26 protein-coding genes are annotated in these 25,847 nt (G+C 63.0%); 10 read left to right on the top strand and 16 right to left on the bottom strand.

Features of this window, described 5'->3' with window-relative positions; genetic code table 11:
• Window positions 1–54: 54 nt before the first annotated feature.
• Complete coding sequence (locus K0B96_RS06225) at window positions 55–483, top strand: hypothetical protein (protein ID WP_220165056.1); 429 nt, start codon at window positions 55–57, stop codon at window positions 481–483.
• A gap of 311 nt (window positions 484–794) precedes the next feature.
• A complete protein-coding gene (locus tag K0B96_RS06220) occupies window positions 795–1,766 on the top strand; it encodes a D-alanyl-D-alanine carboxypeptidase family protein (RefSeq protein WP_255558867.1) in 972 nt (323 codons plus the stop codon).
• A gap of 69 nt (window positions 1,767–1,835) precedes the next feature.
• Here the strand turns inward: K0B96_RS06220 and K0B96_RS06215 are convergent, their stop codons facing one another.
• A complete protein-coding gene (locus tag K0B96_RS06215) occupies window positions 1,836–2,555 on the bottom strand; it encodes a sulfite exporter TauE/SafE family protein (RefSeq protein WP_220165053.1) in 720 nt (239 codons plus the stop codon).
• 126 nt (window positions 2,556–2,681) lie between these two features.
• Here K0B96_RS06215 and hemF point away from each other — a divergent pair, with 126 nt between their 5' ends.
• The 3 genes from hemF to hemG all read left to right on the top strand — a co-directional run bounded on the left by hemF (window position 2,682) and on the right by hemG (window position 6,117).
• The gene (gene hemF / locus K0B96_RS06210) at window positions 2,682–3,599 is read left to right on the top strand and encodes an oxygen-dependent coproporphyrinogen oxidase (protein WP_220165050.1); all 918 of its coding nucleotides are present in this window, start codon (window positions 2,682–2,684) and stop codon (window positions 3,597–3,599) included.
• Between the two features lie 42 nt (window positions 3,600–3,641).
• Window positions 3,642–4,670: a uroporphyrinogen decarboxylase gene (gene hemE / locus K0B96_RS06205; RefSeq protein ID WP_220165048.1), complete on the top strand. Its 1,029-nt coding sequence runs from the start codon at window positions 3,642–3,644 to the stop codon at window positions 4,668–4,670.
• 61 nt (window positions 4,671–4,731) lie between these two features.
• A complete protein-coding gene (gene hemG / locus K0B96_RS06200; protein ID WP_220165046.1) occupies window positions 4,732–6,117 on the top strand; it encodes a protoporphyrinogen oxidase in 1,386 nt (461 codons plus the stop codon).
• A 9-nt stretch (window positions 6,118–6,126) separates the two neighbouring features.
• Here the strand turns inward: hemG and K0B96_RS06195 are convergent, their stop codons facing one another.
• From K0B96_RS06195 to K0B96_RS06185, 3 genes are all read right to left on the bottom strand, one after another.
• Window positions 6,127–6,588, bottom strand: coding sequence for a hypothetical protein (locus K0B96_RS06195; protein WP_220165044.1), 462 nt, complete (start codon window positions 6,586–6,588; stop codon window positions 6,127–6,129).
• Window positions 6,575–6,880 carry an ATP-dependent Clp protease adaptor ClpS gene (locus K0B96_RS06190; RefSeq protein WP_220165041.1) on the bottom strand — a complete coding sequence of 102 codons (306 nt, stop codon included), beginning with the start codon at window positions 6,878–6,880 and terminating at the stop codon, window positions 6,575–6,577. The genes K0B96_RS06195 and K0B96_RS06190 overlap by 14 nt, the downstream gene beginning before the upstream one ends.
• A gap of 64 nt (window positions 6,881–6,944) precedes the next feature.
• Entirely contained in the window at window positions 6,945–8,717 is a 1,773-nt protein-coding gene (locus K0B96_RS06185; protein ID WP_220165040.1) for a proline--tRNA ligase, read from the bottom strand.
• Window positions 8,718–8,836: 119 nt separating this feature from the next.
• On the opposite strand from K0B96_RS06185, the gene K0B96_RS06180 reads away from it, so the two are divergent.
• Together K0B96_RS06180 and argA are read left to right on the top strand one after the other, a co-directional pair.
• Window positions 8,837–9,415, top strand: a complete 579-nt coding sequence (locus K0B96_RS06180) for a hypothetical protein (RefSeq protein WP_220165038.1) — start codon at window positions 8,837–8,839, stop codon at window positions 9,413–9,415.
• Between the two features lie 40 nt (window positions 9,416–9,455).
• Entirely contained in the window at window positions 9,456–10,796 is a 1,341-nt protein-coding gene (gene argA / locus K0B96_RS06175) for an amino-acid N-acetyltransferase (protein ID WP_220165029.1), read from the top strand.
• Between the two features lie 162 nt (window positions 10,797–10,958).
• On the opposite strand, the gene K0B96_RS17620 is transcribed toward argA, so the two are convergent.
• From K0B96_RS17620 to K0B96_RS06155, 4 genes are all read right to left on the bottom strand, one after another.
• A complete protein-coding gene (locus tag K0B96_RS17620) occupies window positions 10,959–11,339 on the bottom strand; it encodes a VOC family protein (RefSeq protein ID WP_345779924.1) in 381 nt (126 codons plus the stop codon).
• Window positions 11,340–11,635: 296 nt separating this feature from the next.
• The gene (locus K0B96_RS06165; RefSeq protein WP_220165025.1) at window positions 11,636–13,579 is read right to left on the bottom strand and encodes an OPT family oligopeptide transporter; all 1,944 of its coding nucleotides are present in this window, start codon (window positions 13,577–13,579) and stop codon (window positions 11,636–11,638) included.
• Between the two features lie 236 nt (window positions 13,580–13,815).
• Window positions 13,816–14,439: an HAD-IA family hydrolase gene (locus K0B96_RS06160; protein ID WP_220165023.1), complete on the bottom strand. Its 624-nt coding sequence runs from the start codon at window positions 14,437–14,439 to the stop codon at window positions 13,816–13,818.
• A gap of 128 nt (window positions 14,440–14,567) precedes the next feature.
• Window positions 14,568–15,032 (bottom strand): RidA family protein, encoded by a 465-nt coding sequence (locus K0B96_RS06155; RefSeq protein ID WP_220165021.1) that lies wholly within the window; start codon window positions 15,030–15,032, stop codon window positions 14,568–14,570.
• Window positions 15,033–15,129: 97 nt separating this feature from the next.
• On the opposite strand from K0B96_RS06155, the gene K0B96_RS06150 reads away from it, so the two are divergent.
• Window positions 15,130–16,368, top strand: a complete 1,239-nt coding sequence (locus K0B96_RS06150; RefSeq protein WP_220165019.1) for an amidase family protein — start codon at window positions 15,130–15,132, stop codon at window positions 16,366–16,368.
• Window positions 16,369–16,595: 227 nt separating this feature from the next.
• On the opposite strand, the gene K0B96_RS06145 is transcribed toward K0B96_RS06150, so the two are convergent.
• The 8 genes from K0B96_RS06145 to K0B96_RS06110 form a co-directional block, all read right to left on the bottom strand.
• Window positions 16,596–17,003, bottom strand: coding sequence for a hypothetical protein (locus K0B96_RS06145; protein WP_220165017.1), 408 nt, complete (start codon window positions 17,001–17,003; stop codon window positions 16,596–16,598).
• 349 nt (window positions 17,004–17,352) lie between these two features.
• Complete coding sequence (locus K0B96_RS06140; RefSeq protein ID WP_220165015.1) at window positions 17,353–18,090, bottom strand: DUF2153 domain-containing protein; 738 nt, start codon at window positions 18,088–18,090, stop codon at window positions 17,353–17,355.
• Window positions 18,091–18,130: 40 nt separating this feature from the next.
• Window positions 18,131–19,192, bottom strand: coding sequence for a hypothetical protein (locus tag K0B96_RS06135; RefSeq protein ID WP_220165013.1), 1,062 nt, complete (start codon window positions 19,190–19,192; stop codon window positions 18,131–18,133).
• A gap of 25 nt (window positions 19,193–19,217) precedes the next feature.
• On the bottom strand, window positions 19,218–19,625 hold the full coding sequence (locus tag K0B96_RS06130; RefSeq protein ID WP_220165011.1) for a hypothetical protein: 408 nt from the start codon (window positions 19,623–19,625) through the stop codon (window positions 19,218–19,220).
• A gap of 318 nt (window positions 19,626–19,943) precedes the next feature.
• Complete coding sequence (locus tag K0B96_RS06125) at window positions 19,944–20,423, bottom strand: hypothetical protein (protein ID WP_220165009.1); 480 nt, start codon at window positions 20,421–20,423, stop codon at window positions 19,944–19,946.
• Window positions 20,424–20,693: 270 nt separating this feature from the next.
• Window positions 20,694–21,617 carry an amidohydrolase family protein gene (locus tag K0B96_RS06120; protein WP_220165007.1) on the bottom strand — a complete coding sequence of 308 codons (924 nt, stop codon included), beginning with the start codon at window positions 21,615–21,617 and terminating at the stop codon, window positions 20,694–20,696.
• Between the two features lie 33 nt (window positions 21,618–21,650).
• Complete coding sequence (locus tag K0B96_RS06115) at window positions 21,651–22,121, bottom strand: universal stress protein (protein WP_220165005.1); 471 nt, start codon at window positions 22,119–22,121, stop codon at window positions 21,651–21,653.
• 3 nt (window positions 22,122–22,124) lie between these two features.
• Window positions 22,125–23,495: an Nramp family divalent metal transporter gene (locus K0B96_RS06110; protein WP_255558866.1), complete on the bottom strand. Its 1,371-nt coding sequence runs from the start codon at window positions 23,493–23,495 to the stop codon at window positions 22,125–22,127.
• A 138-nt stretch (window positions 23,496–23,633) separates the two neighbouring features.
• Here K0B96_RS06110 and mntR point away from each other — a divergent pair, with 138 nt between their 5' ends.
• Window positions 23,634–24,086 carry a manganese-binding transcriptional regulator MntR gene (gene mntR, locus K0B96_RS06105; protein WP_255558865.1) on the top strand — a complete coding sequence of 151 codons (453 nt, stop codon included), beginning with the start codon at window positions 23,634–23,636 and terminating at the stop codon, window positions 24,084–24,086.
• Window positions 24,087–24,135: 49 nt separating this feature from the next.
• A complete protein-coding gene (locus K0B96_RS06100; RefSeq protein ID WP_220164995.1) occupies window positions 24,136–25,830 on the top strand; it encodes an ABC transporter permease in 1,695 nt (564 codons plus the stop codon).
• Window positions 25,831–25,847 lie beyond the last annotated feature (17 nt).

The following is a 25,847-nucleotide window of genomic DNA, read 5'->3' as shown; positions in this document are numbered from 1 at the left end:
GTTGCGCTCGTCTGCCCGTTGCGCCATCGTTTCGTCGTTGCAACTCTGACGACGATGGCCCGCTCCCGTTCTCAATCCATCGGCGCGCCGCGCCCCGTGCATCCCTACGCGTGGCTCTGGGAGCCGCTTGAACGCGAACCGACGTTCGTGCTCCGCTCCATGTTTGGCACCAAGGCGGTTTATCTCGATGGCAAGATGATGCTCTGCTTTTCGGCCGGCGAAGAACCGTGGCGCGGCCTCCTTGCGTGCACCGACCGCACTCGTCACGAGGCGCTCGTCGCGGAGTTTCCGTCCCTCGCCCCGCACGCGATTCTTCCCAAGTGGCTTTATCTGCCGGAGAGCACCGACACCTTCGAGCGCACGGCGGCCGCACTCGTGAACCTCGTTCGCCGCCGCGATCCCCGCCTCGGCATCATCCCTTCGCCGAAAAAATCGCCCCGCTCGTCCGCGCGCCGCCGCGCCGGCCTCGACGGCCATCCCTAACCCGCGTTCTGCCTCACGCCGCGTCGCGACACGCGTCCCTCCAAGTTTTTTTCGCCCGAATTCTCCGGCCCGCGCGACCCGGGTCATCGACGCTCTCCGTTTTCGCTTCACCGAAATTTCCGTCGGCGAACGCATTGCCGTCCACCGCGCCGAAATTCCCCGCCGGCTGCTTTCCGCGGCGCTCGCATCCGTGATCGCCCGCACACGGATTCGACTCGCGCCGCGCGGCGAATTCCCCTTCTTCGCGCCAGATGACTTTCGCGCGCCGCCTTCTCTTTCCTTTCCTCTCCTGCGCTGTGGTGCTTGCCGCGGTGCCCGCCGTTTCCGCGGCCAAAACCCACGCGCGGCCCGCACCCGCCCGCGAAGCCGCTCCCGCCTACAAAGGCGCGATCATCGTCGATGCCGCCAGCGGCAAAGTCCTCTTCGAAGACAACGCCGACATCAGTAATCCGCCCGCGAGCGTCACCAAACTCATGACGTATCTCGTCGTGAGCGACCACTTGCAAAAGGGCACCCTTACGCTGCAGACGCCCATCACCGTCACCGCCGAAGACGCCCGCATGGGTGGCACGCAGGTTTGGTTGAAGGAAAAGGAAGTCTTCACCGTGGAAGATCTCCTCTACGCGTTGATGATCCAATCCGCCAACGACGCCGCCTCCGCGCTCGCCCGCACCACCGCCGGCACCACCTCCGCCTTCGTTGAACTGATGAACGCCCGCGCCCAAAGCCTCGGGATGCTTCACACCACCTTTCGTTCGCCCCACGGCCTGCCTCCCCCGAGCCGTCGCATCGCCGACGGCGATCTCACCACCCCCCGCGACCTCGCCACTCTCGCCCGCTACCTCGTCCTCCACACCGACATTTTGAAATACACCTCCGTGAAAACGCGTCGTTTCGGCGAGGGCCAGCGCCCGTCGGATACCGTCGTCGTGATGAACAACCATAACCATCTGCTCGGTCGCATCAACGGCGTCGACGGCCTCAAGACCGGCTTCACCAACGGCGCCGGCTTCTGCCTCGCCGCCACCGCCCTGCGCAACGGTCACCGCATCATCGCCGTCAGCATGGGCTCCACCGATCGCAAAACGCGCGACATCAAAATGGCCGAACTCCTCGAACGCGGCTTCAGACTCCTCCCCGCCGACGCCCCCGCCTTCGCCCGCGCGCCCGATGCTCCGCCTGCGACGACACCCATTACCGCCGCGCCGCTGCCGGCGGGTCACGACGTCCTCGGCGACAGCTCCGCCCCAGTGATCAAGTTTTCGATCCCCGACAAAAAGTAGTCGCCGCCCCCTTCCGCGTCGGTCGGCCCTGCCCCGAATCCGCGGGCGCCCTTCTCGCCTTCGTGCCGCTCAGCTTTCGAGCAGCACGATCACGACCGCCAGCGCACAGAATAAAGCCCCCAGCAATCCGGCTTCGTAGCGCTCGAAATTTTTCACCTTGAATCGCTCCAGTCCGATCAAGGTCAGCCACGTAAACACCGCCATCGCCAGCAACGTCCCCGCCGCCAGGATTCCGCTCAGCACGAAAAATCCCGGCCAGCCGAACTGCACCCCCGAGAGGTAAACGGGCAAAAACCCTTCGCACGGCGAGAGCGTCAGCATCACGAACAGCCCGCTCACCGCCGCCCAGTCCCCCGTCGCCCGCGAGACGATCGGGCTTTGTTTCAACTCATCGTCCCAATGGCTGTGCTCATCCTCGTGCCCGCAGTGCGCACTCGCGTGATGTTGCCCGCCGGGCGGATGGTGGTGACAGATCCCGCCCCCGCGCCACTGCCGCCAAAAATAATAGCAGCCGATCAACACCAGCACGCCGCCCGTCACCCACGGAAACGCCGCCCCCACGCGCGCATCCACCTGAAAGCCAAACCACGCGATCCCCACGCCGAGCAACGTCGTCAGCGCCACGTGCCCCAGTCCTGCGAAAATCACCACCAGCAGCGCCTTGCCCTGGCTCCAACCGCGCGCGCGCGACACCAACACAAACGGCAGCCAGTGCGTCGGAATGGCCGCATGAAAAAACGCCACGGTAAAGCCAGTCACGGCAACGGTGGCGAGGACGGTTGAATTCATGGAAACGGGAAGCAGGCCCGCGCCTCTGCGCGCTGTCCACGCCGAAACCTCGTAAACGCGTCCCGCCCTTCGTCGCAACTTCCGTCTGGTTCTCGTCCCACCCGTGCGCTTCTCTTGCGCCGCGCCATGTCTTCCGCGCCCGAACTTTCCACCGTCCGCCATTACCTCCTCAACCTGCAGGATGCCATCTGCGGCGCCCTTGAGGCTGAGGATGGCGCCGCGCGCTTCCGCACCGACGACTGGACGCGCCCCGCCGGCGGCGGCGGCCGCACGCGCATCCTGACCGACGGCGCGGTGTTCGAGAAGGCCGGCGTCGCCTTTTCCCACGTGAGCGGCCTCGCCCTGCCCCCTTCGGCCTCCGCGCATCGCCCCGAGCTCGCCGGCAAACCATGGGAAGCCTTCGGCGTCTCGCTCGTGATCCATCCGCGCAATCCTTACGCCCCCACGAGTCACGCCAACGTCCGCTTTTTCATCGCCGGCGCCGACACCGCCGCGCCCGTCTGGTGGTTCGGCGGCGGTTTCGACCTCACGCCCTATTACGGCTTCGAGGAAGATTGCATGCACTGGCATCGCACCGCCCAAGCGGCCCTCGCGCCCTTCGGCGACACGCTTTATCCGCGTTTCAAAAAGTGGTGCGACGACTACTTTTTCCTCAAACATCGCCAGGAGCCCCGCGGCATCGGCGGTTTGTTTTTCGACGACTTTAACGAACTCGGTTTCGAACGCTCCTTCGCTCTCCTGCGCGCGGTCGGCGATGCGTTTCTGCCCGCGTATCGGCCGATCGTCGCACGCCGCAAAGCCACGCCCTTCACCGATCGCGAACGCCAGTTTCAACTTTATCGCCGCGGCCGCTACGTGGAGTTCAACCTCGTCTGGGATCGCGGCACCCTGTTTGGCCTCCAAAGCGGCGGGCGCACGGAATCCATCCTCATGAGTCTGCCGCCGCTCGTGCGCTGGGATTACGATTGGCAACCCGCACCGGGTTCGCCCGAAGCGCGCCTTTACGAAGTTTTCCTCCCGCCCCGCGCTTGGGCCGCGAGCTGATTCCCGGCTCGCTCTTCGCTCCGCCTCGCGCTCATTCGCACCATGACTTCCCGCGAACGTTTTCTCGCCGCCGCCGCCTGCTCGCCGCTCGACCGCCCGCCGCTCTGGGTCATGCGCCAGGCCGGCCGTTACCTGCCGGAATATCGCGCGCTCAAGGCGAAATCATCCTTCCTCGAAATGGTGCGCACTCCCGCCCTCGCCGCCGAGGTCACCCTCCAGCCGCTGCGCCGTTTCGCCCTCGATGCCGCGATTCTTTTCTCCGACATCCTCGTCATCCCCGAAGCGCTCGGCCAGCCGTATCACTTTCGCGAGCAAGGCGGCATCGCCATGGAGTATCGCCTCGAAACGCGCGCCCAAATCGATGCCCTCGCGCCCGCCGACGCCGTGCCGGAGCATCTCCATTACGTCCGCGACACCCTCGCGCTGCTCAAAACTCAACTCGCCGGCTCGCACGCGCTCCTCGGTTTCGGCGGTTCGCCGTGGACGCTCGCCACCTACATGGTCGAAGGCGGGAGCTCGGATGACTTCGAGCGCATCAAACACTTTTTCTACACCGATCGCGTCACGTTCGACGCGCTCCTCGAAAAGCTCACGGCGGCCCTCATCGCCTATTTCAAAATGCAAATCGCCGCCGGGGCCGACGCGATTCAGATCTTCGACTCGTGGGGCGGCATCATCGCCGGACCGGATTACGAGGCCGCCTCGCTGCAATGGATCCGCCGCATCATCGCCGCGCTGCCGCCCGCGTTTCCCGTCATCCTGTATGCCAAAGGCACGGCGTCGCACCTCACCGATCAGGCATTCACCGGCGCGCGGGTGTTGAGCGTCGATTGGACATGCGATCTCTCGATCGTCCGCCGCACGTTGCCCGCCAACGTCGCCGTGCAAGGCAACCTCGACCCCGTCCTCCTCAACACCACTCCGGAAATCGTCCGCCACGAAACGCTGCGCCTCCTCGAATCGATGCGCGGCACCGCCGGCCACATCTTCAATCTCGGCCACGGCATCATGCCGCACGCCAAGATCGAATGCATGCAGGCATTGGTCGACACCGTCACCACGTGGCGCTGAGCGGGAGCGCAGCAGGATTGCCGCGCGCCCGGAAGCCGCGCATGTTCATGCTCCTTCCGTCGTGAGCGCCTCCTCCTCTTCCTCCCGCAGCTTTGCGATTCTCGGCGCCGGCATCACCGGACTCACGGCAGCGTATCGCCTCACGCGTCTCGGCCATAACGTGCGCGTCTTCGAAAGCGCCGCTCGCGTCGGGGGTGCGATCGCCACGGAGCGCGACGGCGGCTGGCTCGTCGAAAGCGGGCCCAACTCCCTTCTCGCGGACGCCGGCCTGCTCCAGCTCATTGACGAACTCGGACTCGCCGGCCAGCGCATCCCCGCGAATCCCGCCGCGCGCAAACGCTTCATCGTCTGTCGGGGCCGCCCGGCGCCCGTCCCGATGTCGCCCGCCGCTCTTCTTCGCACGCCCCTGCTCTCGTTCGGGGGCACCCTGCGGCTTTTCGGCGACGTCTTTCTCCGTCCGCGCGTGCGCACGGTCGACGTCAGCCTCGCCGATTTCATCGAGGCGCATTTTGGCACCCAAGTGGTGGACTACGCGCTCAATCCCATCGTCAGCGGCATCTACGCCGGCAACCCCATCAAGCTATCGACCCGCCACGCGTTCCCCAAACTCTGGCAGGCCGAACGCACCCACGGCTCCGTGCTCCGCGGTCTGCTCGCCGGCGCGAAAGAGCGCAAACGCCAGAGCCTCCCGAAGCCGCAGCTCATTTCGTTTCGCGACGGCCTGCAAACCCTCCCCCACGCGCTCGCCGCTCAACTTCCCGCTGACGCGCTCTGCCTGAATTGCCGCGTCGAAGCGCTCGTTCCCGGTTCGCGCTGGAGTGTCATTGCGCACGGTCCGCAGGGCGCGCACACGGAGGAATTCGACGGCGTCATTTCTGCGCTGCCCGCTCCCGCGCTGGCCCAGTTGCGTCTCGGCGCCCTCGGCGAACGCCCGCTCGCGCTCCTCGACGGCATCGAACACCCGCCGGTGTCGTCGCTGTTTCTCGGTTTCCATCGCGAGCAGGTCGCGCATCCGCTCGACGGCTTCGGCGTCCTCGCGCCCGAGATCGAAAAGCGTTCCCTCCTCGGCGTTCTCTTTTCGTCGACCCTTTTTCCCGCCCGCGCGCCCGACGGTCATGTCGCCCTGACCGTCCTGATCGGCGGCACCCGGCAACCCGAAATCGCCCGCCGCCCGCCCGAGGAAATCCTCGCCGCCATCGAACCCGATCTGCGCCAACTGCTCGGCGTGCGCGGCGCGCCGGTCTTCTTTCGTCACCACGTCTGGCCCAAGGCGATTCCGCAATACAACCTCGGCTACGAACGCTACCTCGAAGCGTTCACGGCCTGCGAAAACACCTTTCCCGGCTTCCTGCTCGGCGGTCAGGCGCGCGACGGGATTTCCGTGCCGGCCTGCGTCGCCGCCGGCGAAAAACTCGCCGCCCGCTGCACCGCCTTGCCGTCGCGCTGATCTTCCCGCCTACGAATCCAGAATGCTGGAATCGAGATGCTGGATGATCAGCTCCTGCAAGGTCGCCAGAAACAAATAGGCCATAAACGCCTTCTGCACGGGCTCCTCCAGCGCGCTCAGATCGGCGCTCCCGTCTTCGAGCGTCTCATCGGGCAGCACCTCCAGATTCATCGTGCGCAACCGCAGCCGCACCGCTGACGACGCGCGCAAGATCGGCTCGGCGTTCTCCCCGTCCAGCGCGATCACGCCGTCCCGAAAAAATTCATCGTCAAACAACGCCAGCAACGCCCCCACTTCGTCGTTTTGCGTCGCTTGCAACTCGTCGAGCCACGAGGCCTCGAGCTCCTGGTCGACGTCCGCCAGCGCGCCGGGCGACGCCAGACCGCCGCGCAACTGGTCAGCGGCCCGCTTGATCACATCGAGCAGCGGTGCGACCACCGGCAGGCTGAGCTTTACTTCAATGCGTTTCATCGCGCTCCAAGATCACCGTCAGGTGCCATTGCTGCAACGTGTAGACGTAAGCCTCCGCCTTCTCGCGCACCCCCGTCCACACCACTGAGCGGCCGAGTTCGTGCACCTCCAGCATGTGCCGCCGCGCCGTCGATTCGTCGAAACCCAGAACCTTTTTAAACACGAGCACGACATACGACATCAAGTTCACCGGATCGTTGAGCACGACCACGCGCCACAAGCCGGCCAGTGCCGTCTCGGTTTCGGTGTGTGCGCTCGGGCTGGGCGTCGTTTTCGTCTCGGCAGAAATCATGCGTTCTCGGTCTTCCGCAGCAAAACCCACTCGGTCCGCAGCGCAAACGCCGCGGACCATGCGGTCAGCGGCCCGCGTTGCTGGCCGCTTCCGTCACCGCCGCCGTGATGTGCGCCTCGGCCTCCGTCAGCGGCACTTTGACCGCCTCCTTCGCCGTCCGCCATTTTACCTCGATGATGCCTTCCTTCAGGCCGCGACCGCCGATCGTGATCCGCAACGGCAAACCGAGCAGATCTGCATCCTTGAACTTCACCCCCGGCCGCTCCACGCGGTCGTCGATCAACACGTCCGCGCCTCCGCGCTCCGCCGCCGCCCCGAGCTGACGCGCCATTTCCGCCGCCGCCGCGTCTTGCGGATCGAGCAAACAAATGTGCACGTGAAACGGCGCCGCATTCCACGGCCACACGATGCCATCCGCATCGTGGCTCTGTTCGATCACCGCCTGCAGCGTCCGGCTGATCCCGATGCCGTAGCATCCCATCACCATCGGGTGACTCTGCTTCTGGTCATCGGTGAAAACCGCGCCGAATTTTTCCGAATATTTCGTGCCCAGCTTGAAGATGTGCCCGACTTCGATGCCGCGGCGCACTTGCAGCGGCTGGCCTGACTTCACGTCCGGTTCTCCCGCGCGCACCCGGCGGAAATCGCCGAAACGCGTGACCGCGAGATCGCGCGTCACATTGACATTGCGCAGGTGAAACCCGTCGCGGTTCGCACCGGTCGTCCCGTTGCCAATCAGACGAATGGCGTGGTCCGCGAAAATCCCCGCCAGCGCCGCCTCGTTCTTGAACGTGCCTTTCACCGCGCCGAGGCTGCCCGGCTTGGCGCCCAGCACCGGCTCGATTTCCTCCGGCGTCGCCGGCCGCGTCACCGTGAACCCGAGACTGCCGAGCTTCGCCGTTTCGAGTTCGTCGCTGCCGCGCAAAATCACCACGAACGGTTTCCCGTCGCCGATGTAAACGAGCGTCTTGAACTGCCGGTCCGCGGGCACCGCATACGGCGCCGCTTCCAGCGCGGCGATCGTCACCACGCCCGGCGTCGCGAATTCCTCCACGGCTCCCGCCGGCGCCGCGTCCGCCCAATCCGCCGGCACGAGCGCACTCGCCGCCTTCTCGCGGTTCGCCGCGTAGCCGCTGGCCTCGTTGTAAATCACATCATCGTCGCCGATCTCCGCCGGCACCATGAACTCATGCGAAAAACTGCCGCCCATCACGCCGGTGTCCGCCTCGACCGCGATCGCCTGCACGCCCACGCGCCGGAAAAACGCCTCGTAGGCGCCCTTCATCGCGAAGTAGCTCGCGACCGCGCGCTCGTCGTTCACGTCGAAGGAATACGCGTCCATCATCACGAATTCGCGCGCGCGCATCAACCCGTAGCGCGGCCGGATCTCGTTGCGAAACTTCGTGCCGATCTGATAGAAATTTTTCGGCAGGTCGCGGTAGCTCGTGATTTCCGTCTTCACCAGCGGCGTGATGATCTCCTCATGCGTGGGCCCCAGCACAAACTCCGGCTCGCGCCCCGCCCGCTGGCCCTCGCCCGCGCTGTCCGCGCGAAACATGATCTCCCGCGCCGCCGCCCACCGCGGGCCGTCCCGCCAGTTTTCCGCCGGATGCAGGTGCGGCATCGCGAGCTCGATGCCACCCGCGCGGTCGATCTCCTCCCGGCAAAGCTGCGTCAGTTTCCGCATGACGATCAATCCCAGCGGCAGATACGTGTAGAGCCCGCCGCTCAATTTGCGCACCAGCCCCGCGCGCACGAGCAGCTTGTGCGACGCGATCTCCGCGTCCGCCGGGCTTTCTTTCAGTGTCGGAATGAAAAACTGCGACCAGAACTTCATGGAACGGCCAACGAATCAGCCGCCTTCTCGCGGAGCAATTTTATTTGCGGCAACCGGCGTCCCCGGCGCTAATCCGCCTCTCCATGCCTCCCGCGCGTCCGCATAAAGAACTTTGGCCGATGAAGTGGGTCGTCCTCGCGATCATCGCCGGACTCGCCCTCTACACCGCCCTCACGCTCGAATACCGCAAGACCGGCCACGTCTACGAGCCGTATCACGATATGAAGGCCCGCGCCAACGTCATGCGCCTCTTGGACGCCGGCTACCGCCGCGTCGCCATCGACGCCTCTCGCCCCGCCGACGCCGTCCGCGTCTCCGCGAGCGCCGCCGTCTTCCCCGCCCCCGCCGGGCTGCCCGACGCGCTCGACCAGCCCTTGGTCGAAAAACCCATCCTCCCGCTCGACTATACGCGCGTTCACGCCGCCGAATCCGTCGCGGCGGATTCCGCTTACGTCATCGAGGTCGCGTGCGCCCTCCCCGACCACAAAGAACAGCTCTCGGGCGCCTATCTTTATGTGCGCGGAGGCGAACTCATTCTCGCGCCCGAATTCGAGCGGCTCCGCGGCGAGCTGCTCGCGCGCACCGATGATACGACCGCGCTCCTCACCATTCCTGCCGGCACGCTCAAGCCCGGCCGCTACCACGTGCTCCTCGCCGGCCAGCGCGCCTCCCGCGCGTGGTCGTTGCAAGTGCATTGACGCGCCGCCCCTCCCGTCCGACAACACCGCCTCTTCTTTGATGAGCAACGGTCCCCCTCCCTCCTCTCCGCCCGCGCATCCCGCGCTGGCCACCACCATCAAGCCCACCGACCTGCGTGGGATCTTGAAATACGTGCCGCGCTTCCAAGGGCAGATTTTCATCATCGCGATGGATGGCTCGATCATCGCCGACGAGAATTTCCCCAACCTCCTCGTCGACATCGCCGTTCTCCGCTCGCTCGGCATCAAGGTTGTCCTCGTCCACGGCATCGGCCGGCAGATTCAAGAGCTCTCCGAACTGCGCGGCATCCCGATTACCGACGCGTATGGCTCCGGCGTCACCGATGCGGCCACCCTCGATCTCGCGATTCGCGCCTCCTCGCGCATTTCGCACCTCGTCCTCGAAGGTCTCGCGCAAAACAACCTCAAGGCCGTCATCACCAACTCCGTCCGCGCGCTCCCCGTCGGCATCATTCGCGGCGTGGATCAGCAACTCACCGGCAAGGTGGAACGGATCGACAAGGAGTTCATCAGCGCTCTCATCGACCAGCAAGTCGTGCCCGTCGTCACCTCCGTGGCCTTCGGTCCCGATGGAAAATCGCTGCGCATCAATTCCGACCTGCTCGCGGCCGAACTCGCCGAAGCGCTGCACGCCACGAAAGTCATCTACCTCACCCCGCAGCCCGGCCTCGAGGTGGATGGCGCCGTTCGCCGCGACATCTCGATCGACGAGCTCCGCGGCATTTTGCAGGACCGCCCCGAACGGATTCCCGACGCTGTGCGCAGCAAGGCCTCGCACGCCGTTAAAGCCATCGAGACCGGCACCCCTCGCGTGCATGTCGTCGACGGCCGCATCTTCGATGGTCTCCTCAACGAGATTTTTTCCAACGAAGGCGTCGGCACGCTCATCTACGGCAACGACTATCAGCAGATCCGGAAAGCCACCCGCCGCGACGTGCGCTTCATCTACAATCTGACGCGCGCCGCAGTCCGCCGCGAAGAACTTCTCGTCCGCTCCCAACAGGCGATCGAGAAAAACATCGAACACTTCTACGTCTTCGAGATCGACGAGAACATCATCGCCTGCGTCACCCTGTATTTTTATCCCGAGAAAATGGCCCTCGCCGAGGTCGGTGCGCTTTACGTTCTCCCCTTCTACCACAATCGCGGCATCGGCAAAAAGATGGTCGATTTCGCGTGCATGATGGCCAAGCAACGCGGCGCCAACACCATCATCGCGCTCTCCACGCAAAGCTTCGGCTTCTTTACCAACGTCTGCGGTTTCGAGGAGACGACGACCGATGTTTTGCCGGAAACCCGGCTCAAACAATACCTCGAAGGCGGCCGCAACGCGAAGGTGCTGGTCAAGTCCCTCGCCTGATCGCCGCGGGCTTCCCGCGCCGACATCGACTGGGCTTTCCCCGCGGAGACGTGGCGTGGGCGCGTTAGGCTCCCTGATGTAAGCAAACGCAGCGCGCGCCGGCCGCCTTCCCGCCAGCACGAACGACAACGCGTCCGTCTGCCTTGGCCCGCCCGCCCCGGCTCATTGGCCCGCGGGCGGCTCCCACAGCTCGACCTTGTTGCCTTCTGGGTCCACGACCCAGCCAAAGCGGCCGTAGTCGGACTCCTCCACCTGATCGAGCACCCGACACCCCTCTTCGCGAAGCGCTTTCAAGAGCGCCCGCAAATCGGCCACTCGGTAATTGATCATAAACGAGGCCGTGCCCGGCGCGAAATTTGCGCCGTCGCCGATTTGCCACGCCGTGGTGCCGCCCGTCGGCGCGCCTGCGGCATCCACCCAGCGGAAGGCCGTGCCGCCCCACGTCTGCACGTCAATTCCGAGATGCGTCTGATACCACGCGCGCAACGCCACGGGATCTTTCGCTTTAATAAATACTCCGCCAATTCCGGTGACGCGTGTCATGGGTGATTTCTGCTTTTGAGTAGCGTGTGGCTCGACGTGATCCTGTGCCTGGTGGGCGTCGACTTTCTTTGCCGCCGCCGGCGCTTGCTCAACCACATTCGCCGGCGCAGCCGATTGTGGCCCCGGCCCGTCGGCCCCCGCGCGGCTGCATGCGACAAAACCGGCGACGCCAACGATCGCCGCCACGAAGACACGAGTTTTAATCCACATAAGGAAAAGCGTCATGGGCGAGAAAACCGCGCGCATCGCCGCCGCTCCCACCACCGGCGCGGCTCTCCAAGTGGTCGCAAAAGTGCTCAACCGCCGAGAAACTGCCGCAGCATCTCCGGCCCGTTTTCCCAGAAGATGATCAGCACGCCCATCAGCGAGCCGCCAGCGATGATGCCCGACGCCACCGGCCACGTGTAAGCCTCGGAGAGCTTCGGATTCTTCTTCTCCAGGAGCCGCGCGATGACCGCACCCAGGCAGAAGAGCATCCCGTAATACCAGTGAAACGTCCACGCCAGCCCCATGGCGGCCGGTGACGGGATCCAATTCTGCTGCTTCGGAAACCACCGTGGCAGCAGCACGAGGAGAATCCCGACCGCGCCACCGATCGCGATCGACCACAGCTTCACCGGTTCGAGCGCGTCCAACCCCTTGCTCAACGCCACCGCCACGGCCCGCCACGCCTGCGCCGCCGGCGCCGGAAATTGGTCGCCGCCCAGCGCCGCCGCATTCGGCACGAGCACCCGAAACGCCGCCACCGACGCCAACGTGCCCATGAATATGCCCGCAAACTGCGCGAGGAACTGCTTCCGCGGATTCGCTCCCAGGAGATAGCCGCTCTTCAAATCCGTCAGCAAATCGGCCGACGCCATCGCCGCGCTCGACGTGATGTTCGCGCTCATCAGGTTGATGTTCATGTTGCCCGGATTCAGCGCGCCGAAGAGCAACTGCGTCACCTTCCCCATCGCTCCGATCGGCGTCGTATCCGTCTCCCCCGTCACGCGGCACGCCACCAATGCCAGAAAAAACGTGATGATCACCGCCAGCGCACTCTCCCATACCGGCAGCCCCAGCGTCACTTTGCCCAACCAGCACACCGCGATCAGCGCCAACCCTTGCCCAATGAAAAACCACGACATCGGCGTCTCGATCCGCTCCATCACCGACTCCGCCGCGGAGACGTTCCGTCCTCGCCGAAACATCCGCCCCATCGAGCCCATCGCCGCCACGATGCTCCGCCATTGCAACGCGAACGCCAGAATGCCCGACGTCACCATGCAGCTCACCCCTCCCCACAGCGTCCATTGCACGATCTCGCGAAACGACGAGCCCGTGATCGTCCCGTTCGCCTGCATGAGCGGCACAAACACCGCCCAGCACAGCGTGCCGCCCAGCAGCATGCTCGCTCCCGCCCGCAACCCCATCAGCGCGCCGCCCGCGATGAAGATCGGATCCCACACAAAAAACACCGTGCGCCCCATCCACACCGGCCCGATCACCGCCGTATTCGCCCGCTCCACCAGCGAGCCCAGCGTGAACGGCGCGAGTTTTGCGCTGATCAGTTGGAGTCCATCCATCCAGAACTGACTGATCGCCGCCGCCACGGCACCGATGGTCAGTGCCCGCGCCGACTTCGCCGCCTTTTTCCCTTCCGAATAGAGTGTTTGCAACGTCACCGCCGAGGCCGTGCCGGTCGGGAAACGCAACTGCTCGGTGTTGATCATCTGCCGCTTCATCGGAATCGCCATCGTCACGCCGAGCACCGCCAGCACGAACACCCACGCCATCATCTGCCAGAACGGCATCGATTGATTGTTGATCATCACATACGCAGAAAAGGCCGACACCAACGTCGCCCCGGTCGAATAACCCGCCGCGCTCGCCGTCGACTGCATGCAATTGTTTTCGAGAATCGTCATCGGCGTGCGCGCGAGCCGCAGCTTCAGCAGCGCGTTCCACGTCGCGTAGGAAACGATGCAGGCCGTGATCGCAACGCCGAATCCCCAGCCCGCCTTCAACCCAATATAGAGATTCGTCAGCGACAGGATGCCGCCCAGAATCGTGCCCATCAGCACCGCACGCAGCGTGAGCTGCGCCATCCGGTCGCCGCGCCCCACATACACCTTCTCATACCATTGCCGCTCGATTTCGGCCGGCGTACCTTGAAAACCGTCCACATAAATCGGGTGGTCGGCGGCGTTGGAATTGATCGATGCGGAAGCACCGGCGGCAGTCGGGGAGGATTCGGCCATGGGTAACTTTGCTGCGCCGAGCCTGCGCGAAATCACCGCGAGGGAAATAGAATTCGCCGCACCGGCTCCAACCCTCCGCGCTGCTTCGCACGCCGATCGCCACCGCCACACCGCTCAAGCCGCCACGACTTTCCGCGAGTTTCACTTGCGACGACCGGCAGCTCCATCAGCGCATGATCGCCACGCCGCCCAGCGCCCAGCGTGAGCAAACCGATCGATCGTTTACACGCCAGGTTTCACGATCCGCGTCCGCGCCCCGTCATCAGTCGCGCAAGGTCCCCGCGCAAACTCGCTACGCCCGTAAATTCAAAGGACGTCCAGCCGCTTTTATTGGCTGCGATTACATTCTCCGATCGATCATCCCAAAACGCCAAGGTGCGGCCGGCAAACCGCTCTCCCACCTTTTCATAAAACGCGAGGTCCGGCTTTTTGACTCCCATCTCGCAGGAAACAAACACCGCATCAAAATGCGTCCGGAGGTTCATCCGCTCCAGATAAGCCATGCGGCGTTTGTCTTGGTTCGTAGCGAGGCAACAGATCACGCCTTGCGTTCTTAGGTCCGCAACGACGTCCGCTACTTCGGGCACGATCTCCGTTCCTGAGCCGAACGCGCCCTCGAGAAATTCATCCACCGACTCCGGGCTCTTCCACTCCCGCAAAAAGTCTGGCAGTAAAGCCGCCATATCGGCGTCTCCGGTCAGGCACGGCACCATCGCTTTGTAGAACGCCGCGCTCCTCTCAGGCGTCAGACCGTAACGGTTCTCCAGAAAATTCGCCGGCTGGGTCGTTCGCAAAAACACCCCATCCGCATCGAAAACCGCTACGAAGTCCCTTCTCGGAGCGTCTCTCGCGTCGTTCACTTTAAGTGATGGCGGATCGCGTTGTGGCGTGCCTGCTCGTGGGCCCAGACAAGTGCGCCGCGCGCGCGTTGGTGTTGCCGCTCGTTAGTTTCCGGCCGTGCGATGCTGCGGGTTTTAGCGGCCCACACTCAGCCCTTCAACTCCGCCACGATCTGCACCTCCACCGTGGAGCCGCGCGGCAGGCCGTTTACCGCCACCGCCGCCCGTGCGTGCTTGCCCGCTTCGCCAAAAATTTTCACCAGCAAATCGCTCGCCCCGTTGATCACCGCCGAACTGTCGCTGAACCCATCCACCGCATTCACGAATCCGCTCACAAATACGATGCGCGCCACTTGGTCCAGCGAACCCACCGCCGCCTTGATATTCGCCAGCGTATTGAGCACGCAGACTTCCGCCGCCTTCTGCGCGGTCGCGACCGTCTGCTCGCCACCGCCCACCTGACCCATGTGCGTCATCTGCCCGTTCAACGCGCAAATCGTCCCCGCACAATACAACAGATTGCCCGTTCGCACGGTCGGCACGTAGCTGCCAGCGGCGGCCGGCGGCGGCGGAAGAGTCAACCCAAGTTCAGCTATTTTCGCTTCGGGATTCATGCCTCCACCGGTGACGCAATTGCGCGCCGTTGCAATCCTATCTCCGCTCCCGCCACGCACGATTGCGTCGCCCGATAAAACGCGCCACAGCTCGCGCATGACCTTCGACGATTGGCGCGCCCTCTCTCCGGCGAACGCCGCCCAAACCGTCCTCCGCCGCATCCGCGAACGCCTCTCCCCGGCTCAGCAGCGCGCCGTCTTCAGGTTCGTCCCCACCGCGACCGCGCTCACCCACGCGTTCGCCTCCGCCGACCGCTCGCTGCCTCTCGGCGGCGTCCCGTTCGCCATCAAGGATCTTTTCGATCTCGCCGGCGTGCCCACCTTCGCCGGCTCCACGTTTCTGCCGGACGTACGACCCACGCCCCCCGCCGATGGCGCCTTTGTCACTGCCCTCCGCCAAGCCGGCGCGGTGCCGGCGGGAAAAACCCAGATGCACGAATTCGCCTACGGCATCACCGGCGAGAACGCGCATTTCGGCGACTGCGAACGCCCCGGATTTCCCGGGCGCGTTTCCGGCGGTTCGAGCAGCGGTTCCGCCGCCGCCGTCGCCGCCGGCATCGTGCCGCTCGCCCTCGCCAGCGACACCGGCGGCAGCGTGCGCCTGCCCGCGGCGTTCTGCGGGCTGTGGGGCATCCGCTGCGCGCCGCGCGAACCGTGGATCGCCGACGCCGTGCCGCTCTCGCCCACCTTCGATGCCGCCGGCTGGTTCACCGCGACCGCCGCCGATATGCGCACCAGTCTCCGCGCCTTGATCGGCCTCGCCTCCCCCCAGCGCGAACCCCGCGGCTGTTTCGTCGTGCCTGCGGGTCTCGATCCTGACGTCGCCGCAGCCTGCCTCGCCGCCGCTGAGCGCCTCGCGACTCCCGCCGATGCCGACACGGCATCCGCCGCCTTCGCCGCCTTCGCCCCGACGGCCCAAGCCTACGGCGTAATCACGGGCACCGACGCCTGGCGTTATCATTCCGTCTGGGCCGATCGCTACCGCGAGCGCTACGATCCATCGGTCTGGCATCGCCTCACATTCGCCCGCCGCCTCACCGCCGACCAACAACGCCAGGCAGCCGACATTCTAGGGCGCACCCGGGCTTTCTGGTCCGGCTTTTTTGCCGCTTGGGACTTTCTTGTTCTCCCCGCTTCACCCTGTGCCGCGTTGCTGAAGTCAGACTGCACTCAAGCCAATCGCGAACGCATCCTCGCCCTGACCGCCCCGGCCAGCCTCGCCGGTCTCCCGGTCCTCACGGTCCCGGTCCAGCTTCCATCTGGTCTCTCCACCGGCCTGCAAATCATTGTCCCCGCCATCAACAGTCCCTCAATCGCCTGGATTCTACCCGATTAACGATCAATTCCGCCCTGCTGCGAGCGCGCGACGGCGCATTACCCCTCGGAAAATCCTGAGCGCATTTGTCACCAAACGTCCCAGCGATGAGCGCGTATATCGAGCGGCCTCCGCGCAACGCACCGACGCCCCGAGGCGATTGGGTCGTCGTGGTTAATTGCCCCGGCCCATCGAACAGCCCATAGCGACGGACAGAAGTCTTCACGCAAGAATTGCAGCAGCTTCGCCTACCACACGCTCTTTTCCGGCTTCGTAACCACCGCCGGTGCCGGCTCCTCTGCCTCGGCATCCACTTTCATCGCCGCCAATTCGCTCTGCCGCGCCGTCCAGCGTGCCTCGATCGCGGCAATAAGTGCCGCGCGCTTTTCCGGATCGGTGGTCTTGGCCAGTTGCGCGAACTGCTCGCGGCGAAACGCCTGCTCGGCTGCCGCCGCTCGCTCATACGCCATACGCGTTGCCGCCCGCGCGGTCTTCGCTTCGTCCTTGGCTTGGAGCGTGCCCGCCTGTGCGAGCGCGGTGTTGGCCGCTTGCGCGGCCGCCGTCAAGTTCGCCGCGACCGCGGGTGAATTGCTGGCGTCTCCAGCATAAGCCATGGCCGTGAAGGCGAGCGTTAGAATGCCGAGTGATTTGGTCATGAAGCCTATTTCCTGTTTGCGATAACTCAGTGTGTTTTACGTCCGCCGATGAACTACAAGGCCTTGATCCTATCCTGACCCATCATGGAAAGCTGTTGCGGGCTCCGGTCGGGGACTAAGGATGTAATTCAAACGTGCGTTTGGCGGGGCCGTCCCGCTGGAACTAACGTCGACCCTCAAGAATCGTCAATAGTCAAGAATGTGTGGTTTTATCGGGGTTCTCGGTGAATGCGAATAGTGAAGTGATAATCGACCCATTCATAGATTCCCGTATGTTCATTACTTAGACTATTTTGTAATTTTACCGAAGATTGTGAATGCCATCCCATTGCGACTATTAACCGAACTGTCACATCCGTATCGTTAAATCAAACGTGACCGTTTCTCCATCAACCCCCGCCGCAAACCAAGCAACCACGGTCACTTCACCAACCCCATCAACATTATACACGCGTATTGCCTTTTCGGTACCATACATTTCTATATTATTACTGGCACTGTCATCCCGGCAGATTAATTCCTTGTACTCGCTTTTGTGCTCTATTTTTAACCTCCATAGTGCGATTAGCCGCATTAACTCTGGAGATTCCATCAGCTCCTCTTTCGTCATATTGCTCACAATTTGCTCAAAAAGGATTTTCGCCCGATCAGCCCTTACTAAACAATAAGCCAGCAAAATTTTACGCGTATCACGATCATACGACTTTATCTCCTTCAGTAGATCGTCCACTTCCACCGCTCGACCCGTGGCGATCAGAGCCCAGACCAATGCCGGAACGCCTTCTATATCGTGATTTACCGAGAACGCTTCCTGGAGGGCGGTAACCGCAGGAGCTAGCTGTCCTTGCAAAGCTAAGACGTAACCTTCACGCCTCAACCACGTTGATCTATCCGCGGATTCATCATGCAATATGCCGGACACGAATATCAATGCCTCGTCGAATTTCTTATCCCTAACCAATGCGTGATATCGATTTGTGTCATTTTCTTGCGCGCCCCAGCAATTCGCCATTAAGAGCCCCACCAATATTATATAAAGAACAAACAAATTGATCAATTTGATCAGAGCATGGTCTCTCGTCTTCATTTAATTTTGCTTGGAGATTGACGCATTCGCCGTAACTTGATCACCTTAGATCGCGGATGTCGGGCGCGCCGAAGGGGTCGTAGAGATAGCGTTCCACCACGTTGCCGCCAATATCCGTCGCCAGATCGGGACTGTTGACCGGCGTGTGATGGAAAAACATCCAGCCGCCGTGCGCCGCGTCCCACCGCGAAGTCAGCTCGTCCGGCGTCGGCCCCCAAATCATGAAATCGATCCACGTCCCGTCTGCCTGCGTCCGCAGGAAGCACTGCCCCCAATCATAATAGCGATACTCTGGAATGCCGTTGCGGTTGACCCGCGTGAGTCGACCTTCCGGATCGTAGAAGAATTCCATCGTATTGCCCGTCGTGCTCGCCTGCTTGAGCCGGTTGTCGGCGTCGTAGACGTAGGTCCACCCACCTAGCTGCGTCAGATTTCCCCGTCCGTCCGCGTGGTTCACCGCCAACCCGGTAATCGAGGTGTATTGATTCAGAGCATTGGCGCTATAGCTGGTGACCGCCCCGTTTTCGTTCAAGGCCGTGCGATTGCCTGCCTGATCATAAGCAAAGGTATCGGTCCAACCCGCGGGATTCCAGAAGTTCAGGTCAGGCCGCCAAACGCTGTAGCGGTAGCGGTTGAGCTGCAAATCCGGAAAATATTCGTAGGTGTCGCCGTAGCCGTCGTCCCGCGTCGTCCAGACCTGCGCATCGCGAAGATTATAGCCGTAGCGGCGCAGTAACAGGTTCACGCTGCCACTGTTGCGAATGGTCTGCCGGTAGGTTCGCCGGCCGGCGCCGTCGTACGCCAGATCGTCGCGCACCCCGGCGTAATTAGTGATCGTCGTCGGCTCGCCGGCAAGGTTGCGCGTATCTCCTACCCACAGGATCGGCACCCCGCCCCGCTGTTGCACTTCCTTCACTTCGTGCCGGCTGTTGTAAGCTCGCCCCACCCATGTTCCGGCCGCCGTGCCACTGGCTGTTCGCTGCCCGTCCAAGTCGTAGTCGTAATTGAACCAGATCGACGGCCCGCCGGTGGGAAATTGAGTAGTCGTGGTCAATTGCCCCGGCCCATCGAACAGCCCATAGCGAGAGACAGAAGTTTTCACGCAAGAATTGGAGCAGCAACTTCGCCTACCACACGCTCTTTTCCGGCTTCGTAACCACCGCCGGTGCCGGCTGCTCTGCCTCGGCATCCGCTTTCATCGCCGCCAATTCGCTCTGCCGCGCCGTCCAGCGTGCCTCGATCGCGGCCATCAGTGCCGCGCGCTTTTCCGGATTGGTGGTCTTGGCCAGTTGCGCGAACTGCTCGCGGCGAAACGCCTGCTCGGCCGCCGCCGCTCGCTCATAAGCCATACGCGTTCCCGCCCGCCTGGTCTTCGCTTCGTCCTTGGCTTGGAGCGTGCCCGCCTGGGCGAGCGCGGTGTTGGCCGCTTGCGCGCCCGCCGTCAAGTTCGCCGCGACCGCGGGTGAATTGCTGGCGTCTCCAGCATAAGCCATGGCCGTGAAGGCGAGCGTTAGAATGCCGAGTAATTTGGTCATGAAGCTTATTTTCCTGTTTGCGATAACTCAGTGTGTTTACGTCCGCCGATGAACTACAAGGCCTTGATCCTATCCTGACCCATCATGGAAAGCTGTCGCGGGCTCCGGTCGGGGACTAAGGATGTAATTCAAACGTGCGTTTGACGGGGCCGTCCCTCTGGGACTAACGTCGACCCTCAAGAATCGTCAATAGTCAAGATGTGTGGTTTTATCGGGGTTCCAAAGTATTGATTACGTATACGTTTCGTTTATTCTAGCATACGTCGTGCATAGCTTTATCGTATCTCTCTTCAAGCTCTGCTGAAGTAGTCGCACAAATTACGTTATCCCACCTCCTCCTCCCCTGATTCTTTTGGGGTGCATCGCGCCGTCGCAATGCAACTCGTCCACTTTTACAGAGCCAGATGACTTTCCGCTCAAGATCGTAATTCGCGCGCCGTCCGATGTCGTTATGTCAACTAGGCAGCCTTCGTTTCTTTTGTTAAATTCTGCATTTCTTTTAGCCACAAGCTCGACCCATTCCGAGGAAATTAATCCAGAAACGAACGAAAACGGCTCCAGCGGAACTGCCGGGCTTTCGTAAATATCAATATTATTTATAATATTTGAACCAGTAAATTCACTACACCTGAAATAAAACACATCATATATATTAAAAATAAATTGCTTTCCACCCGGCGTGACGCACCAAACAGTAATTAAGTCCGGCAGTTCGCTTTTCATACCAACAACTACCCCGTCATGGAAATTACTTACGTATTTAATTCCATTTTTTCTTGTATCCACTATTTTAGGCATTTCATATTATGTTTGATTTGAGAGAGTCTGCGGGGTAGCGAGGGGTAGCATATAAAGCGTAAAACTGGATCGAACAATGCTTTGAAATGATTACTCACTGCTCGCTGCAAGCCGTTTTTTATGGGGTTATTTGCCCAGGCCCGCGTAGCATTGGCTTTTAATAGGTTCGTGCTGCGTGCCTCATTGATCGTCTTCGCCGCTGGTTTATTGATGGCGCGTAAAGAAAGTATTGTAGAGACCCCGAGGCCCGCTCGTCTTCCGCGCATCGTTTCACGCGCCATGGCCCGTATACGGTTCGTTTTTACGAACCGCCCCCTCTAACAGTCGCCGGGCGCTGCTCCCCATGACTTGCGCGAGTTCCAGCGCCGTCGCCCCCGACCGATGCGCTTCCGCGACCAAGCGCGCGAAATTGGGCGACTCGTCGATCCGCGGATAAACGTTGATCGGAAAATCCGACCCAAACAACACGCGCTCCGCCGGCACCACATCCAGAAACCGCCGCCAGACGTCTTCTCCATACAGCAGCGGCGACGCCGCCGTGTCGTAGTAAACATTCGCGAGCGTCCGCGCCTCCGGCATTCGCAGCGGCAGCAGCCCGCCCCAGTGCGCGAGGATGAAGGTCGTGCGCGGATGCTCCCGCGCGAGCCGGACAAAATCCTCCAAGGGTGTTTCCACCTTCCCTGGGTATGCCCGCGCGTCGGGATCCGTCACATGCAGCGTCACTGGCATCCCCCATTCGCCCGCGAATTCGAGCGTCGCGCGAAAGGCCGCGTCGTCCAGACCATGCCCCTGCGAATGCGGCGACAGTTCACCCACGCCGCTCAAACCCGCCTCATGCGCGCGCCGCACTTCCGCCACCGCGCTGTCTTCGCCTGCCCCCGGATGCACCGTGGCAAACGCGGCCAGCCGGTCCGGATGCGCCGCCACGCATTCGGCGTAAAACGCGTTCTGCCGCGCGCACGTCTCCGGCTTTTCCCAATACCACCCCAACAGCACCGCGCGCCCGACACCATCGGCATCCATCTGCCGCAGCAACGCATCGACGCCGGGAAACGTCTGGACGAAACGCCCGTCCTTCCGCTGCCGCGTCGCCAACCGGCTCCACTGCGCCTCGCCGCGAGCGGCCGCCCACGCGCCCGGGCCTCCGTTCACCTCCGGCGGATAAAGATGCACGTGCGCATCGACGATGCTCATCGCCACCACCGTGCCGCAACCCGCCGCCCGCGGTCAAGGCGACGCACGCCCCGCCCCGCCCCGTCCGCCCGCCGCCGCCGGGCGCTCCGCGCGCAAAATCAGCAACGGAATGCGCGTGTTGTGCCGCACGCGGTCGATCGTGCTGCCGAGAAAAAAGTCCCCGATGATCTTATGACCGTGCGACGTCATCGCGATCAAATCGCAGTGATCGTTGGCCGCGTGCCGCAGGATCTCCGTCGGCGGATTGCCCAGCGCGAGCAATGTCGTCACCACCACGCCCGTCGCGCGCAAACCTTCCGCCAATCGGTCAAGGTAGTCGCGGTCGGCCTTCATCTCGTCCGACTCCGCCAGCTTGAGTTGATGAAAATTCCGCGCCGCAAATCCGTCCGCCACGTGCATCAGCAGCAACTCCGCCCCGAGCTGCCGCGCCAGCGCGCCCACATGCGGGAGCAACGTTGCATCCGCCGGTCCATTCTCGAGGGCCACCAGAATCTTTTTATACATGCGTCAGGCTCCCGCAGCACCGCCGGTCACGCCGGCAATGTCGAGCAACAGTTTCAGGTTCAGCACAATGATGACCAACGTAATCGTCCACCCCGTGATCTTGACCCACCGGCCATTGGTAAACTCACCCATCTTCGCCCGCTCGCTCGTAAACCGCATCAACGGCCAGCACGCGAAGCCCAGCTGCATGCTCAGACACACCTGGCTGGCGACGAGCAGCTCCGTGCTCTTGTCCTCGCCGAACAGCCCGATCACCAGCACGGCCGGCACAATCGCGATCGCCCGTGTGATCAGGCGTCGCACCCACGGCCGCAGCCGGATGTTGAGAAATCCCTCCATCACGATCTGGCCCGCCAACGTGCCCGTCAGCGTGGAGTTTTGGCCCGAGGCCAGCAACGCCACGGCAAACAGCACCCCCGCGAATTTCACTCCCAGCAAACCGTCGAGCAGATGGTAGGCCTCCTGGATCTCACCCACCTCGTGATGCCCGCTGCCGTGGAACGCCGCGCCCGCCAGCACCAAAATCGCGCCGTTGATGAACAACGCGAACATCAGCGCGAACGTCGAATCGAGCGTGCCGAAGAGTATCGCTTCGCGCTTTCCGCCCGCCGTCTGCTCGTATTTTCGCGTCTGCACGATGGACGAGTGTAAATACAGATTGTGGGGCATCACCGTCGCCCCCAGGATGCCGATCGCGATATAAAGCATGGCCGGATTGGTGAGCAACTCCCTCTGCGGCACGAAACCTGCCAGCACCCCGACCGGATCCGGCTTGGCGAGGAAGAGTTCGACCGCGAAACACGAACCGATCGTGAGAATCAGCAGGATCACCACGATCTCGAGATAACGAAAACCTTTATGCTGCAGCAGCAGCACCACCATCACGTCCGCGGCCGTGATCACGCAGCCCCAGATCAGCGGAATCCCAAACAACAATTGCAACGCGATCGCCGAGCCCACGACCTCCGCCAGATCGCACGCCGCGATCGCCAGTTCGCATAAGATCCACAGGAACCACACCACCGGCGTCGAGTAGTGATCGCGGCACGCCTGTGCGAGATCCCGCCCCGTCGCCACGCCCAGCTTGATGCACAAATGCTGGAGCAAAATCGCCATCAGGTTCGAAATCATGATGACCGACAACAACGCGTAGCCAAACTGCGCGCCGCCAGCCAGGTCGGTGGCCCAGTTGCCGGGGTCCATATAGCCCACCGCGACGAGGAAACCCGGCCCGGCAAACGCCAGACACTTCCGCCAAAACGACGCGCCCGCCGGCACCGTGATCGTGCGATGCGCTTCCGGCAGACTCGCCGTCTCGCGCGCCCGCCGCCATGCGCCCGGCTCTTCCGCCGGATCCTTCACCGGGTCAGCCACGGCGCCCCGCCCTTCCATGCCGCCGCGGGCTTGACGCCGGGATGAGTGGAATAACTGTGCGGCGATTCATGATGTAGCCTTGGCTACATTTCGAGTTTCGACTCGTCAAGCGATTCCTCCACCGCAACTCCTTGGGCCGTGAAAAAGCCCGCCCGCTCCGTCCGTAAACCCGTGCGGCCTTCGTCGCTCCAAGCGGAGAGTCTCCAGCAAACCCGCCGCGAACACGCCTCCGAAATCGCCGAGGACTATGTGGAAGCAATCGCCGACCTCACCGTCGCCCAAGGCGAAGCGCGCGTGGTGGACCTCGCCCGCCGACTCGGCGTCACCCACGTCACCGTGAACCGCACCCTGGCCCGTCTGCAGCGGGATGGTTTCGTGACGGCGCTGCCTTACCGGGCGATTTTCCTCACCGCTTCCGGCCTGCGGCTCGCCGCCGCGGTGCAGCAGCGTCACACCACCGTCGTCGCTTTCCTGCGGTCCCTCGGCATCGCGGAGAAACGCGCCGAACTCGACGCCGAGGGCATCGAACACCACGTCAGCCCGGAAACGCTCGCGGCCTTCGAACGCCACCTCCGCCGCACCGGCGCCTGACGGTTTCCGCCTTGCTGCGCGCGCGCTCGCCCACGCAGACTCCGCGCCGATGTCCAAGAGCCTCGCGCGCGTCATCTTCGCCCTGACCGCCGCCTTTTTCGCGGCCTTCTTCGTCTGGCCGATTTTCCAGATCCTCAAAGGCGGCTTTCTCGATGCCGACGGGCACATCACGTTCGACTACCTCCGTGCGGTCCTGTCCGACCCGGTTTACCGCGGCGGCCTGCGCAACTCCTTTCTCCTCGCGTGCGCGACGACGACGCTCGCGCTCCTCATCTCGCTGCCCCTCGCGGTCATCGCCGACCGCTTCAAATTCGCCGGCAAAAACCTTCTCGGCTCGCTCATCCTGATCCCGATGATTCTGCCGCCGTTCGTGGGGGCGATCGGCATCAAGCAAATCTTCGGCCAATACGGCGCGCTCAACGCCGCCCTTATCGCTCTCGGTCTGCGCCCCGAGGGTTGGACGTTCGACTGGTTCGCCGCCAATCAGTTTTGGGGCATCGTCTTGGTCCAGGCCCTGTCGCTCTACCCGATCATTTATCTCAACGCCGTCGCCGCGCTCGCCAACATCGATCCGGCGATGGACGAAGCCGCGCAAAACCTCGGCTGCACCGGCTTCCGTCGTTTCCGGCGCATCACGCTGCCGCTCATCAAATCCGGCCTCTTCGCCGGTGGCACCATCGTCTTCATCTGGGCCTTCACCGAACTCGGCACGCCCTTGATTTTCGACTATGATCGCGTCACGTCCGTCCAGATTTTCTATGGGCTGAAAGACATTGGCGGCAATCCCTTCCCGTTCGCGCTCGTGTCCGTGATGCTCGCCAGTTCGCTCGCGCTTTACGCCATCGGCAAAGGCCTCTTCGGCCGCGCGGGTTATGCCATGATGGCCAAGGCCACCAGCAGCGGCGGCGCGCGCTCGCTGCCCTTCGGCGCCGGTCTGCTCTGCACGATTCTTTTTTGCGGCGTCACCCTCTGCGCCATTCTCCCGCACATCGGCGTCGTGCTGGTCGCGTTTTCCAACGACTGGTATGGCACGGTCGTCCCCCACCGTTTCACGCTCGAGAATTTCCGCATCGCGCTGGGCCACGACCTCACCGTCCCCGCGATCGCCAACAGCCTCAAATTCGCGAGCATCTCGACGATCATCGACATCTTCCTCGGCGTCGCGATCGCCTACGTGATCGTGCGCACGAAACTCTGGGGCCGCCAGATCCTCGACTTCCTTTCCATGCTGCCCCTGGCTGTGCCCGGCCTCGTGCTCGCCTTCGGCTATCTCGCGATGTCACAGGACGGCCGCTTCTTTTCGTTTCTCAATCCCATCGAAAATCCCACCGTCCTGCTGGTCATCGCCTACTCCGTGCGCCGCCTGCCCTACGTCGTGCGCTCCGCCGCCGCCGGCTTTCAGCAGACCAGCGAAACCCTCGAGGAAGCCGCGCAAAACCTCGGCGCACCCCCGCTCAAGGCGACGTTCAAGATCACGCTCCCCCTTATCGCCGCCAACATCATCGCCGGCGGCCTGCTCGCCTTTTCCTTCGCCATGCTGGAGGTCAGCGACTCGCTCATCCTCGCGCAAAAGCAGCACTATTATCCGATCACCAAAGCCATCATGGAGCTCTTCCAACTCCTCGGCGACGGCAAGTTCATCGCCAGCGCCCTCGGCGTTTGGGCCATGGTTTTCCTCGGCGTCACCATGGTCGGCATGACTATTCTCCTCGGCAAAAAACTTGGCGCCATCTTCCGCGTCTGAACGCGGTCCGCGCCTGT

Source organism: Horticoccus luteus (assembly GCF_019464535.1).
GTDB lineage: Bacteria > Verrucomicrobiota > Verrucomicrobiia > Opitutales > Opitutaceae > Horticoccus > Horticoccus luteus.
This window is presented reverse-complemented; position numbering and strand designations above follow the sequence as displayed.

Bases quoted from the DNA above. Each gene is read 5' to 3' on its own strand.
- K0B96_RS06180 (WP_220165038.1), top strand. From the start codon at position 8,837: ATGAAGTGGGTCGTCCTCGCGATCATCGCCGGACTCGCCCTCTACACC.
- K0B96_RS06130 (WP_220165011.1), bottom strand. From the start codon at position 19,625: ATGACCAAATTACTCGGCATTCTAACGCTCGCCTTCACGGCCATGGCT.
- K0B96_RS06195 (WP_220165044.1), bottom strand. From the start codon at position 6,588: ATGAAACGCATTGAAGTAAAGCTCAGCCTGCCGGTGGTCGCACCGCTG.
- K0B96_RS06225 (WP_220165056.1), top strand. From the start codon at position 55: ATGGCCCGCTCCCGTTCTCAATCCATCGGCGCGCCGCGCCCCGTGCAT.
- K0B96_RS06145 (WP_220165017.1), bottom strand. From the start codon at position 17,003: ATGACCAAATCACTCGGCATTCTAACGCTCGCCTTCACGGCCATGGCT.
- K0B96_RS17620 (WP_345779924.1), bottom strand. From the start codon at position 11,339: ATGACACGCGTCACCGGAATTGGCGGAGTATTTATTAAAGCGAAAGAT.
- K0B96_RS06100 (WP_220164995.1), top strand. From the start codon at position 24,136: ATGTCCAAGAGCCTCGCGCGCGTCATCTTCGCCCTGACCGCCGCCTTT.
- K0B96_RS06150 (WP_220165019.1), top strand. From the start codon at position 15,130: ATGACCTTCGACGATTGGCGCGCCCTCTCTCCGGCGAACGCCGCCCAA.
- K0B96_RS06185 (WP_220165040.1), bottom strand. From the start codon at position 8,717: ATGAAGTTCTGGTCGCAGTTTTTCATTCCGACACTGAAAGAAAGCCCG.
- K0B96_RS06190 (WP_220165041.1), bottom strand. From the start codon at position 6,880: ATGATTTCTGCCGAGACGAAAACGACGCCCAGCCCGAGCGCACACACC.
- K0B96_RS06140 (WP_220165015.1), bottom strand. From the start codon at position 18,090: ATGAAGACGAGAGACCATGCTCTGATCAAATTGATCAATTTGTTTGTT.
- K0B96_RS06165 (WP_220165025.1), bottom strand. From the start codon at position 13,579: ATGGCCGAATCCTCCCCGACTGCCGCCGGTGCTTCCGCATCGATCAAT.
- argA (WP_220165029.1), top strand. From the start codon at position 9,456: ATGAGCAACGGTCCCCCTCCCTCCTCTCCGCCCGCGCATCCCGCGCTG.
- K0B96_RS06155 (WP_220165021.1), bottom strand. From the start codon at position 15,032: ATGAATCCCGAAGCGAAAATAGCTGAACTTGGGTTGACTCTTCCGCCG.
- K0B96_RS06215 (WP_220165053.1), bottom strand. From the start codon at position 2,555: ATGAATTCAACCGTCCTCGCCACCGTTGCCGTGACTGGCTTTACCGTG.
- K0B96_RS06125 (WP_220165009.1), bottom strand. From the start codon at position 20,423: ATGCCTAAAATAGTGGATACAAGAAAAAATGGAATTAAATACGTAAGT.
- K0B96_RS06120 (WP_220165007.1), bottom strand. From the start codon at position 21,617: ATGAGCATCGTCGATGCGCACGTGCATCTTTATCCGCCGGAGGTGAAC.
- hemF (WP_220165050.1), top strand. From the start codon at position 2,682: ATGTCTTCCGCGCCCGAACTTTCCACCGTCCGCCATTACCTCCTCAAC.
- K0B96_RS06115 (WP_220165005.1), bottom strand. From the start codon at position 22,121: ATGTATAAAAAGATTCTGGTGGCCCTCGAGAATGGACCGGCGGATGCA.
- hemE (WP_220165048.1), top strand. From the start codon at position 3,642: ATGACTTCCCGCGAACGTTTTCTCGCCGCCGCCGCCTGCTCGCCGCTC.